Here is a 12515-nt window from a genome sequence, read left to right on the forward strand (position 1 = left end):
ACATTCTCCCCGGCGAACGCCGACTCCCCGGGCCGGCTGTCCCGCGCCCCGGAAGGCCGGGGGAACTGGACTCAGCGAGGCAGCCCCTCCGCCCAGGCGAGCACCCGGTCAACGTCGGCGCGGGTCCACCCGATCGCCGGATCGATCGACACGAGCAGGGTGGGCGCGGCACGGTTGTCGGCCCACGCTCGGCCCGCCGGGGTGTGATTGTCGTCGATCCACGCCGCCGGCCGGTCACCGACGACGGCGTCGATCGCCGGCACCTTGAGCTCGGGCTCGAACGGCACCGGCGGAAAACGGACCACCGGCAGCGGTTCGACTCCCAGCAACGGAAGGTAGAGCTCGTTGGCGTGCTCACCCCAACCGGTCGCCCACCACACCTCTGCGGCAGCCGCCAGCTCGCGGATCCAGCCGCCATGGGCCGCGCAGTAGCGCTCGGCACCTTCACCCTCGAAGAACACGCGTTCCTGGTACCCGTCAGGGCACTCCGGGGCGGCGAACGGATTCAACACGCCGTCGAGATCGAGCAGCAGGATCGGTGCTGACCCATTCACGTCCGCACTCCAGGTGTCCAGGCGAGGCTCCCCCGGGCACGGCGAGCCGATCTCGTGCTTCGAGAACTGTTTGGACGCAGCCCATGGCCGTGGAGCAGAGTCGGACCATGGAGAACACCATCACCGTACGTCATCGTGCCATGGACGAGATCCTGGAAGGACTGCACCTGGTGCAGCAGTCCCCACGGGGTGTCGGCACCCTGGCGCTGGCCGTGCGCCGGCCGGCCGTCGACGCCCGCGAGGTGCTGTCCCAGGCCGAACTGGATCCCATCGCCGGCCTGGTCGGTGACACCTGGGGTGAACGACCCAGCTCGCGAACGGCCGACCGGTCACCGCACCCCGACATGCAGCTGAACGTCATCAACTCCCGTTTCGTCGAACTGATCGCCGGTCCCGACCGGGACGCCTGGGCGCTCGCAGGGGATCAGCTCTACGTCGATCTCGACCTGAGCATGGACGCCCTGCCGGCCGGCTCACGCCTGGCGATCGGCGATCGGGCCGTGATCGAGGTGACCGACCAGCCGCACACCGGATGTGCCAAGTTCGCCGCCCGGTTCGGACGCGACGCCCACAAGATCGTCTGGACCGACGAGGGCAAGCGGATGCGACTACGCGGCCTCAACGCCCGAGTGGTCGTCGGCGCAACGATCAAGCCAGGGGACACCATCCGGCAGCTCCCACCGTCTCCGGCCGGCTAGCCGCCGAGGCTCCCCGCTGCCCCGGTGAAACGGCCAACGCCTACCGCAGGTGCCGGAAGTGCAGGTCACGGCACCCGCGGCGGTCACTTGGCGTTGAAGTAGCTGGCCTCGGGGTGGTGGACGACGATGGCGTCGGTGGCCTGTTCCGGCATCAGCTGGAACTCCTCGGACAGCTGCACGCCGATCCGCTCCGCGCCGAGCAGCTCGACGATCTTCGCCCGATCCTCCAGGTCCGGACAGGCCGGGTAGCCGAACGCGTACCGGCAGCCCCGGTAGTCGGTGCGCAGCAGGCCAGCCAGGTCGGCCGGGTCGTCGTCGGCGACGGTACGGCCGTCGGGCAGCGTCAACTCGGCCCGCACCCGCTTGTGCCAGTACTCGGCGAGAGCCTCGGTGAGCTGCACCGACAGCCCGTGCACCTCCAGGTAGTCGCGGTACTCGTTGCGGGCGAACAGCTTCGCCGCGTACTCGCTCACCGGCTGACCCACGGTGACCAGTTGCAGCGCCACCACGTCCAGTTCCTCGCCACGGGGCCGGAAGAAGTCGGCCAGGCACAGCCGCCGCTCCTGTCGCTGCCTCGGGAAAGTGAACCGGGCCCGCTCGGCGTGCCCGTTCTCGTCGAGCACCACCAGGTCGTTGCCCTCGGAGTACGCCGGGAAGTAGCCGTACACCACGGCCGCCTCCAGCACCTGGTCGGCGATCAGTCGGTCCAGCCAGTAGCGCAGCCTCGGCCGGCCCTCCGTCTCCACCAGCTCCTCGTACGACGGGCCCTTGCCGCCGCGCGCACCACGCAGCCCCCACTGGCCCATGAACGTGGCCCGCTCGTCCAGCAGCGCCGCGTAGTCGGCCAACGGCACCCCCTTGACCACGCGGGTGCCGAAGAACGGCGCGGTCGGCACCGGCACGTCGACCGCGACATCGGAGCGTACCGAGGTGTCGTGCAGCTCCGGCAGCGACTCGGCGACCACCGCGCGCTGCCGCTCCCGCCGCGCCCGTCGGGCCGCCAGGGCCGCCTCCCGCTCGGCGTCCACCACCGGGGCCCCGCCACGCTTGGCGGCCATCACCCGGTCCATCAGGGACAGCCCTTCGAAGGCGTCGCGCGCGTAGTGCACCTGCCCGGGGAACATCGAGCGCAGGTCGTCCTCGACGTACGCCCGGGTCAGCGCCGCCCCGCCGAGCAGCACCGGCCAGCGCTCCGCGACCCCGCGGGTGGCCATCTCGGCCAGGTTCTCCTTCATGATGACCGTGCTCTTGACCAGCAGGCCCGACATGCCGATGGCGTCGGCGCGATGCTGCTCGGCGGCGTCGAGGATGGCGGAGATCGGCTGCTTGATGCCGATGTTCACCACCTCGTAGCCGTTGTTGGACAGGATGATGTCCACCAGGTTCTTGCCGATGTCGTGCACGTCGCCCTTGACCGTGGCGAGCACGATCCGACCCTTGCCGCCGTCGTCGGCCTTCTCCATGTGCGGTTCGAGGTACGCCACGGCGGTCTTCATCACCTCGGCGGACTGCAACACGAACGGCAGCTGCATCTGCCCGGAGCCGAACAGCTCACCGACGACCTTCATGCCGTCCAGCAGGATGTCGTTGATGATGGCCAGCGGGGCGGTGCCGGCGGCCATCGCCGCGTCCAGGTCTGCCTCCAGGCCGTTACGCTCCCCGTCGATGATCCGCCGCTTGAGCCGCTCGTTGAGCGGCAGGGCCGCCAGCTCCTCGGCCCGGGTGGCGCGCGCCGACGCGGCATCGACGCCCTCGAAGACCTCGATGAACCGCTGCACCGGGTCGTAGCCCTCGCGGCGGCGGTCGTAGACCAGGTCGAGGGCGATTTCGCGCTGCTCGTCGGGGATCTTCGACATCGGCAGGATCTTGCTGGCGTGCACGATCGCCGAGGTCAGCCCCGCCTGTACGCACTCGTGCAGGAAGACCGAGTTGAGCACCTGCCGGGCCGCCGGGTTCAGTCCGAAGGAGACGTTAGAGATGCCCAGGGTGAAGTTCACGCCCGGCCAGCGACGGGCGATCTCCCGGATCGCCTCGATGGTCTCGATGCCGTCGCGACGGGTCTCCTCCTGACCGGTGGCGATCGGGAAGGTCAGTGCGTCGATCAAAATGTCCGAGCGGCGCATACCCCACCGGCCGGTGAGGTCCTCGATCAGCCGACCGGCGACGCGTACCTTCCACTCCGCCGTACGGGCCTGCCCCTCCTCGTCGATGAGCAGCGCGACCACGGCGGCACCGTGCTCGGCGACCACCGGCATCACCCGGGCGTAGCGGGACTCCGGGCCGTCGCCGTCCTCGAAGTTGACCGAGTTGACCACGCAGCGGCCGCCGAGCATCTCCAGCCCGGCCTCGATCACCGCCGGCTCGGTCGAGTCCAGCATGATCGGCAGGGTCGAGGCGGTGGCGAACCGGCCGGCCAGCTCGCGCATGTCGGTGGTGCCGTCACGGCCGACGTAGTCGACGCAGAGATCGAGCAGGTGCGAACCGTCCCGTGCCTGGCCACGGGCGATCTCCACGCAGGACTGCCAGTCGGCGGCCAGCATCGCCTCGCGGAACGCCTTGGAGCCGTTGGCGTTGGTCCGCTCCCCCACCATCAGCACGCTGGCGTCCTGCGCGAACGGCACATGGTGGTAGATCGAGGAGACACCCGGGTCGGTACGCGGCTCGCGGGTCACCGGGCGGACGTCGCGCATCCGTTCGGCGAGCACCCGGATGTGCTCGGGGGTCGTGCCGCAGCAGCCGCCGACGAGCGCGACGCCGTAGTCGACGACGAACCGTTCCAGCGCGTCGGCCATCTCCTCGGGGCCGAGCGGGAAGTACGCCCCGTCGGGGGTGAGCACCGGCAGACCGGCGTTGGGCATCACCGACACCGGAATGCGGGAGTGCTGCGAGAGGTAGCGCAGGTGCTCGCCCATCTCGGCCGGCCCGGTCGAGCAGTTGAGGCCGATCAGGTCCACGCCGAGCGGCTCAATGGCGGTCAGCGCCGCACCGATCTCGCTGCCCAGCAGCATGGTGCCGGTGGTCTCGACCGCCACGTGACAGATGATCGGCACCGTGCGGCCCGCCTCGGCCATCGCCCGCTTGGATCCGATCACCGCCGCCTTGACCTGGAGCAGGTCCTGGCAGGTCTCGATGATCAGCGCGTCCGCGCCACCGGCGATCAGACCGCCGGCGTTCTGCTGGTAGGCGTCGCGGAGGCTGGCGTAGGAGGCGTGGCCGAGGGTCGGCAACTTCGTACCCGGGCCGATCGAACCGAGCACCCAACGGGGCCGCTCCGGGGTCGAGTACGCGTCGGCGGCCTCCCGGGCCAGCCGCGCCCCCACCTCGGACAGCTCCCAGATCCGGTCGGGGATGTCGTACTCGGCGAGGTTCGGCAGGTTCGCACCGAAGGTGTTCGTCTCCACACAGTCCGCGCCCGCGGCCAGGTACGCCTCGTGCACCCCGCGGACGACGTCCGGCCGGGTGACGTTGAGGATCTCGTTGCACCCCTCCAGACCTTCGAAGTCGTCCAGGGTCAGATCCGCGGCCTGGAGCATGGTGCCCATCGCCCCGTCGGTGACGAGGATCCGGTCTGCCAGCGCATCGAGCAACGAAGTCCGCACGACCTCAGGTTAGTGCGGCGGGACGGGCCCGCACCCCGACGTACCGTCCGATCCCACATTGTGTCATCGGGATCACGCTGTCCGTTTTGGTGGCCAATGCCCCAGACCGTGGACTGCCGGTCGGTGTCGGCGCTCCCCGACGACGGCACCGAGGCCCGGCCGATCCGGCGCGGCCGACAGGCCGGGTCCGGACACGGCACGTAGGCTGACTGACGTGAAGGACTACAGCGACACCACCACGCACCGTCGGCGGACGACCGGGGCCGCTCCCGGGACCGCCGGTGACGAGCAGGAGGTGACGGCGTGACCGAGTTCGACGGGCTGCCGGTGCTGCGGTCCCCGGTCGCCATCTGCGCCTTCGAGGGGTGGAACGACGCGGCGGACGCCTCCACCGCGGCGGTCGAGCACCTCGAACAGGTGTGGGAAGCCCGGCCCGTCACCGAGCTGGACCCGGAGGACTTCTACGACTTCCAGGTCAGCCGGCCCACCATCGCCATGTCCGACGGCGCGACCCGCCGCGTGGAGTGGCCCACCACCCGGTTCACCGTCGCCAGCCCCGCCGGCACCGAGCGGGACGTGGTGCTGATCCGCGGCATCGAGCCGAGCATGCGCTGGCGGACCTTCTGCGAGCAGGTCCTCGAGATCTGCCACAGCCTCGAGGTCGAGCGGGTGGTGCTGCTCGGCGCCCTGCTGGCCGACGTGCCGTACACCCGGCCGTTGCCGATCAGCGGCAGCGCCTCCGACGCCGACGCGGCGCGCCGCTACCAGCTCACCCCCACCCGCTACGACGGGCCCACCGGGATCGTCGGCGTCCTGCACGACGCGTGCACCCGCGCCGAGGTCGACGCCGTCTCGTTCTGGGTCCACGTGCCGCACTACGCCAACAACCCGCCCTGCCCGAAGGCCACCCTCGCCCTGCTGCACCGGGTCGAGGAGGTGCTCGACCTGCCGGTACCCATGGCCGACCTGGCCGAGGAGGCGGCCGAGTGGGAGCAGCGGGTGCGCAGCGCCGCCGAGCAGGACGCCGAGCTGGGCGAGTACGTGCGCGAGCTGGAGGAACGCGTCGGCGATGCCGGCATCACCCCGTTGACCGGGGACGAGATCGCCCAGGAGTTCGAGAAGTACCTGCGCCGCCGGGGCGGATCCGCCGGCCCGACCGCCGGTTCCTGGTAGCCCCTCCCCGCTCCGTTTCCGAAGGCCCCGGGCAGCATCGCCCGGGGCCTCGTCGTGGCATGTCGGGGTGGCGCGGGTCACCCCGCGTAGGGCATCCTAGGAACCTAGCTGAGACGAGGAGGCGGGGGATGCAGATCAACCCGGGGGCGGCCGAGTTCCCGCACCGGCAGATCGCCGCGCAGCTCAAGACCCAGATCCGACGCGGCGACTGGGCACCGGGCGAACGGCTGCCGTCCATCCCGGCGATCGCCGAGATGTTCGGCGTGGCCAAGCAGACCGTGCAGCGCGCCGTCGACCAGCTGCGGGTCGAGGGCGTCCTGATCACCAAGCCCGGCTCCGGTACGTACGTGCGGGGCACCCGGCGGCGGCTCAACCGACTCTCCCGCGGACGGTACGGCGGCTTCCGCGGCTACCACACCGACCTGGCCGCCCGCTATCGCCAGCAGCTCGTCTCGGTCGGCCGCTCCCCCGCGCCGCCCGAGGTGGCCGACGCGTTCGGCGTACCCGACGGCACCGAACTGCTCTGCCGCCGTCACCTCGTCCGCACCGAGGACTCACCGGTCGAGGTGGGCGCCTCCTGGTTCCTGCCCGCCGACACCGCCGGCACGTCGCTGGAGCGCGCCGAGGCGTTCGGCCGTCCGCTCTACCAGGAGGCCGAGGAGGCCACCGGCCGCCGGTACGCGACCGCCACCGACACGATCACCGCGCGCCAGCCGAGCCGGGAGGAATCGGAGACGTTGCAGATCCGGCCGGACACCCCGGTCCTGCACCTGCTGCACGTCGCGTACGACCCGCACCGCAAGCCGATCGAGGTCGCTCAGGCCACCTGGCCCGGCCCGGTCACCACCCTCACCGAGGAGTACCAGATCCCCGCCCCCACCGCCGAGCCCGACCCGGACCCCGGCCTCGTCCTCGGCTGACCCTGCGATGCTCCGGCGAGTCCGCCCGGGTCGGTCGGTTCCGGTTGGCGGGCCCTGCGTCCTCCGACACCGGTCGACGACCACGCATGGTCGTGTCCGCGACACTCGACGTTTCCGGCGGCGCCGGCCCGGCGAGGATGTGCGGGGGACAGCCGGTCCGAGGGAGCGACGCCATGGGTGGACGACAGTACGCAACGGTCGCGGTGGTCGCCGCGATCTTCGTGACGCCGTCGGCGGTGGCCCGGCCGGCTGCCGCCACAGCGGCGGGCACCGAGTGGTTGAGCACGGCGCTCGGAGGCCATGCCGGCGACGGGGCCAGCTTCGCCGCCGTGCCGAGCGCCGACGGCCGGTACGTCGCCTTCACCTCGACCGCCACGAACCTGGTCCCCGGTGACACCAACCACGCCGACGACGTGTTCGTCCGGGACCGGGCGACCGGGGCCATCGCCCGGGTCAGCCTCGCCACCGGGGGCGGGGCGGGTGACGGGGACAGTTACCTGCCGGCGATCAGCGCCGACGGCCGGTACGTCGCCTTCGCCTCCACCGCCACGAACCTGGTCCCCGGTGACACCAACCACGCCGAGGACGTGTTCGTCCGGGACCGGGCGACCGGGGTGACCACCCGGGTCAGCCTCGCGGCGGACGGCACCGAGGCCGAAGCCGGCGCGGGCACCCCGGCGATCAGCGCCGACGGCCGGTACGTCGCCTTCGCCTCCACCGCGCCCCTGGTGTCGGACGACACCAACGCCACGTACGACGTGTTCGTCCGGGACCGGGTCACCGGCACCACCGGCCGGATCAGCGTCTCCGCCACGGGCGGACCGGCCGGTGGCGGCGGCAACGACCCGGCGATCAGCGCCGACGGCCGATACGTGGCGTTCACCTCCCCCGCGGCCGACCTGGTACCCGGCGACACCAACGGCCAGCAGGACGTGTTCGTCCGCGACCGCGCCACCGGCCGGACCGAGCGGGTCAGTGTGGCCCGGCACGGCGGGTCGGCGGACGATTACAGCAGCTCCCCGGCGATCAGCGCGGACGGCCGGTACGTGGCGTTCGCCTCCGCCGCGACCAATCTGGTGCCCGGCGATACCAACCGGGTCACCGACGTGTTCGTCCGGGACCGGCTCATCGGCCGGACCGAGCGGGTCAGCGCGCGCCCGGGCAGCGCACCGGGCGGCGGGGCGAGCGAACGGCCGACGATCAGCGCGGACGGCCGGTTCGTCGGCTTCTACTCCGCCGCCACGAACCTGGTCCCCGGCGACACCAACCACGTCGAGGACGTGTTCGTCCGGGACCGGCTCACCGACCGGGTCGAGCGGCTCAGCGTGACGATCACGGGCGGCCAGGCGGACGAGCCCTCCGGCGACCCGCGGCTCAGCGCCGACGGCCGGTACCTGGTGTTCACCTCGCTCGCCACGAACCTGGTATCCGGCGACGACAACGGCGACCTGGACGTCTACGGCCGGCCCCGCTGAGCGCCGGTGCCCTCGGCGCTGCCGACGAGCCGGCCGTGCGGGCCGCCGGCGCTCACCGGGCGCCGGAGCGTCACGCCGTCAGAGTCGGACGCCGAGCAGGGCGTCCACCGCCGTTGCGAACAGCGGCGGGGCGGCCGGGTCGTCGCCCCGCTCCGTCAGGGTGGCGCCGGCCCAGGCGTCGGTGAGGGCGAGGGCACCGGGAGTGTCGAGATCGTCGGCGAGACGCTCGCGCAGCCCCGCCAGAAAGGCCTCGCCGGACGGGCCGGCGGGTGCGGCGGCGGCCCGGCGCCAGCGACCCAGTCGCTCCTGTGCGGCGCCGAGCAGGTCGTCGGTCCAGGAGCGGTCGGCGCGGTAGTGACCGGAGAGCAACGCCAGCCTGACCGCCATCGGGTCCACCCGGTCGGCCCGTAGCCGGGAGACGAAGACCAGGTTGCCTCGGGACTTGGACATCTTCTCGCCGTTCAGCCCGATCATGCCGGCGTGCACGTAGTGACCGGCGAAGGGAGCCTCGCCGGTCAGCCGCTCGGCGTGCGCGGCGGAGCATTCGTGGTGCGGGAAGAGCAGGTCGTTGCCGCCGCCCTGCACGTCGATCGTGGAGCCGAGCAGGTTGAGGGCGATCACGGCGCACTCGATGTGCCAGCCCGGGCGGCCGGGACCGAGGTCGCCGCCGGGCCAGGACGGTTCGTCGTCCCGGGCGCCGCGCCACAGCAACGGGTCCAGCGGGTCGCGCTTGCCGGCACGGTCCGGGTCGCCGCCGCGCTCGGGGAAGATCTCCAGCATCTCCTGGCGGGAGAGGTTGGACTCGTAGCCGAACCGCGGCGCGGTCGAGATGTCGAAGTAGACGTCGCCGGTGCCGTCGTCGAGACGGTACGCGGCACCGTCCTTGAGCAGCACCAGCACCTTCTCGGCGATGTCCGGGATCGACTCCACGGCACCGACGTAGTGGGCCGGCGGGATGATCCGCAGCGCCTCCATGTCCTCCCGGAACAGCGCCGTCTCCCGCATCGCCAGGACCTTCCAGTCCTCGCGGTCGCGTTCGGCCCGTTCGAGCAACGGGTCGTCGATGTCGGTGACGTTCTGTACGTACCGGACCTCGTGGCCGGCGTCGCGCCACATCCGCTGCACCAGGTCAAAGGTGATCATGGTGGCGGCGTGGCCGAGGTGGGTGGCGTCGTACGGGGTGATGCCGCAGACGTACATGGTGGCGGGACCGTCCGGATCGGTCGGGTGCACACTCCCCCGCGCCGAGTCGAACAACCTCAACGGCTCGCTCCTGCCCGGCAGCCGCGGCACCTCGTGCCCCATCCAAGACTCCATGTCCGTCAGCCTAACCAGCCGTCGGGCGACGTCACGCCGGCCCGCGAGTGATCAACGCGACAGGATCAGATCGGCGGCCAGGGCACCGCCGGCCAGTCCTGCGACGGCTGCGGGAAACGACCGCTCTCGCACAGTCGGTCGACCCGGGCGGACAGTTCGGCGATCTCGCCGAGGGTGAGGTGCTCGGCCAGTTCCTCGCCGAGCGGGCCGGCGATCTGACGGGAGAGACGGCCGAGCATGTCGACCGCGTCGGCCGGCAGCTGCCGACCTGCCCAACCCCAGAGCACCGTACGCAGCTTCTCCTCCACGTGGAAGCTGACCCCGTGGTCGACACCGTGGATCCGGTCGTCCGGGCCGAGCAGGACGTGGCCGCCCTTGCGGTCCGCGTTGTTGATGACCGCGTCGAGCACCGCGAGCCGGGCCAGCCGAGGATCGTCGGCGTGTGCCAGCGCGTACGGGGTGCCGTCGTCGTCGCGGGCCGCCGCGATCGGGAACCAGCGCGGTGGCACCGCGTCGGCGGGCACGAACCCCACCAGTGGCTCGGCGTCGGCCGGCTCGTCGATCCAGAGCTGGCAGGAACCGGGGCCGAAGGGCCCGTCGCGCAGCACCGTCGGTGGTACCAGTTCCCAACCGGTGGCCACGGAGACCAGGTAGGCGGCCACCTCACGGCCCGCCAGCGTGCCGTCCGGGAAGTCCCACAGCGGTCGCTCACCACGCACCGGCTTGTACACACACCGCGCCGACACACCGTCCAGGGTCAGGACGCCGCGCAGGGTGGTGTTCGACGCGTCGACCAGCCGGCCCTCGACGGTCAGCTCGCCGTCCCGCAACAGACGCAGCGCGGCACCCCCGTCCTGCCGGGGTGCCAGGCCGGACGAGGTCACCGGTGGTAGCCGTTGTTCCGGGGGCAGAGGTGGCCGGCCGGGTCGAGCGGCTGGCCGCACAGTGGGCAGGGCGGCCGGCCCGCGTTGACCACGCGCCGGGCCCGCTCGATGAACGCACGGGTCGCCTCGGGGGTCAGCCGGACCCGCAGCCGGTCGAGATCCTCGTCGGGCTCGACGTCGTCGGGCTCGTCCTCCTCCGACTCGCCAAGCTCGATCTCGGTCTCCGCCTCGCCGACCGCAATCGCCTCGATCACCACGGTCGCGGTGTCCGCGTCGAAGGCCAGGCCCAGCGTGCCGACCCGGAACTCCTCGTCGACCGGCGTCTCCAGCGGGTCGTTGTCACCGACCGGGGCGGGAGCCTCGGGCAGTTCCACACCGAACCGGCGCTGGGCCTCGGTGAGCAGTTCCTCCAGCTTCTCGGCGAGCAGGGAGACCTGGACCTTCTCCAGCGCGACGCTGACCAGCCGGCCACCGCCGCGCGCCTGGAGGAAGAACGTGCGTTCCCCCGGCGGCCCGACGGTCCCGGCGACGAACCGCTCAGGCGGTTCGAAGGCGTGCACCTGGTGGGTCATACCCACGACCCTATCCGGCGGCCCCACGCACCGCGCACCCCACCGACCCGAATCGCGACCGCATGCCGGCGGCTCATCGGGACGCTCCCGCACCACCACCGACCGCGGCGTCCGAGTCCGTCGGCCTGCTGGTCCGTCGGCGCCGCCTGCGCGGCGGTGGCACCAGGCCAGCAAGGTCACCGCCGACGTCGTTGAGGCGTACCAGGAAGGGCCGCAGGGGGGTGTAACGGATCGCGGTCACCGAGGCCGGGTCCACCACGATCCGCTGGAACAGGTCCAGGTGCATGCCGAGCGCGTCCGCCACGATGGCCTTGATCACATCCCCGTGGCTGCACGCCAACCAGACCGCCTCGGGCCCGTGCTGGGCGGTGAGTCGGGCGTCCCAGGCGCGTACCGCCGCGACCGCCCGGGCCGCCATCTGCGCCATCGCCTCCCCCTCGGGGAAGACGGCCGCGCTGGGATGCTGCTGCACCACCGGCCAGAGCGGCTCCTTCGCGAGCTTCTTCAGCGGCTGGCCCTCCCAGCTGCCGTACCCGCACTCGATCAGACCGTCGTCCACCACCGGCGATGCGTGCGGCAGCGCCAGCTCCAGAGTCTGCCGGCAGCGGATCAGCGGGCTGGTCACCACGGTCGTCAGCGGCACCGCCCGCAGCCGTTCGCCGACCGCGGTGGCCTGGGCACGGCCGGTCTCGTCCAGCTCGACGGGCTGCCGACCGGCGAGGCCGCCGTCGGCGTTCGCGGTGGTACGTCCGTGTCGCAGGAGCAGAAGTGTCGCCACCCGCACAACCCTAGGCCCTCACCCCACCCCCCTCAGGGCGGTGCCGAACTCCCCGGCGGCAAACACCCGCAACCACATCCGCCTCACCCTGCGCGCCTGCCCACGCATCTACCCCCGAACCTCGCGTCGAGGCGACCTTCAGGGGGTTGTGGGTGCGTTTGTTGTCGCTGGGGCAGCAAGAAATGCACCCACAACCGCGTGGGTAGTTGACGCCTGCGTGGTATGTCCGCCTCCCGGGGTGGCCTGGCCGGCGGTCGGGGGAATCATCGACCCCCGGCCGGCGTTGTACCCGGTGGCTGACCACGGCAGGACCACACCCCCGCACCCGGGGTGTGCGTCGACGGAACCCGGAATGATCCGCGACGGTCCGCCGTTGCACATGGTCCCGGCGCGACGTGGCCCCACCCCCCGGGGGCCAACCCGCACCGCACCCCGCACGTTCCGATCCCCCCTCTTGTCTGCTGGCGCTCGACCGCGCCCCGACCTCACCCGCCACCCCCCTGTCCCGGCGAGCGAGGTCCATCCCCCGACGCGAAGGAGCACCC

The 12515-nt window shown here is 72.0% G+C and carries 10 protein-coding genes; 4 read left to right on the top strand and 6 right to left on the bottom strand.

The genetic code is table 11. The features are described 5' to 3' along the window. Nucleotides 1–71: 71 nt before the first annotated feature. Nucleotides 72–554, bottom strand: coding sequence for an HAD domain-containing protein (locus tag SM447_RS14305; RefSeq protein WP_474573249.1), 483 nt, complete (start codon nucleotides 552–554; stop codon nucleotides 72–74). Nucleotides 555–661: 107 nt separating this feature from the next. Here SM447_RS14305 and SM447_RS14310 point away from each other — a divergent pair, with 107 nt between their 5' ends. Further along, nucleotides 662–1252 carry an MOSC domain-containing protein gene (locus SM447_RS14310; protein ID WP_474573250.1) on the top strand — a complete coding sequence of 197 codons (591 nt, stop codon included), beginning with the start codon at nucleotides 662–664 and terminating at the stop codon, nucleotides 1250–1252. Between the two features lie 83 nt (nucleotides 1253–1335). On the opposite strand, the gene metH is transcribed toward SM447_RS14310, so the two are convergent. Continuing rightward, entirely contained in the window at nucleotides 1336–4851 is a 3516-nt protein-coding gene (gene metH, locus SM447_RS14315) for a methionine synthase (protein WP_474573251.1), read from the bottom strand. 303 nt (nucleotides 4852–5154) lie between these two features. On the opposite strand from metH, the gene SM447_RS14320 reads away from it, so the two are divergent. From SM447_RS14320 to SM447_RS14330, 3 genes are all read left to right on the top strand, one after another. Beyond that, on the top strand, nucleotides 5155–6024 hold the full coding sequence (locus SM447_RS14320) for a PAC2 family protein (RefSeq protein ID WP_093402074.1): 870 nt from the start codon (nucleotides 5155–5157) through the stop codon (nucleotides 6022–6024). 128 nt (nucleotides 6025–6152) lie between these two features. Further along, a complete protein-coding gene (locus SM447_RS14325; protein WP_474573252.1) occupies nucleotides 6153–6944 on the top strand; it encodes a GntR family transcriptional regulator in 792 nt (263 codons plus the stop codon). 173 nt (nucleotides 6945–7117) lie between these two features. Further along, a complete protein-coding gene (locus tag SM447_RS14330; RefSeq protein ID WP_474573253.1) occupies nucleotides 7118–8419 on the top strand; it encodes a TolB family protein in 1302 nt (433 codons plus the stop codon). A gap of 78 nt (nucleotides 8420–8497) precedes the next feature. Here the strand turns inward: SM447_RS14330 and mshC are convergent, their stop codons facing one another. The 4 genes from mshC to SM447_RS14350 form a co-directional block, all read right to left on the bottom strand. Next, nucleotides 8498–9736, bottom strand: coding sequence for a cysteine--1-D-myo-inosityl 2-amino-2-deoxy-alpha-D-glucopyranoside ligase (gene mshC / locus SM447_RS14335; protein ID WP_474573254.1), 1239 nt, complete (start codon nucleotides 9734–9736; stop codon nucleotides 8498–8500). Nucleotides 9737–9801: 65 nt separating this feature from the next. After that, entirely contained in the window at nucleotides 9802–10620 is an 819-nt protein-coding gene (locus tag SM447_RS14340; RefSeq protein ID WP_474573255.1) for an SCO1664 family protein, read from the bottom strand. After that, nucleotides 10617–11192: a DUF3090 domain-containing protein gene (locus tag SM447_RS14345; RefSeq protein ID WP_474573256.1), complete on the bottom strand. Its 576-nt coding sequence runs from the start codon at nucleotides 11190–11192 to the stop codon at nucleotides 10617–10619. The genes SM447_RS14340 and SM447_RS14345 overlap by 4 nt, the downstream gene beginning before the upstream one ends. 73 nt (nucleotides 11193–11265) lie before the next feature. After that, entirely contained in the window at nucleotides 11266–11976 is a 711-nt protein-coding gene (locus SM447_RS14350; protein WP_474573257.1) for an MSMEG_4193 family putative phosphomutase, read from the bottom strand. Between the last annotated feature and the right edge of the window lie 539 nt (nucleotides 11977–12515).

Source organism: Micromonospora aridisoli (genome assembly GCF_056150025.1).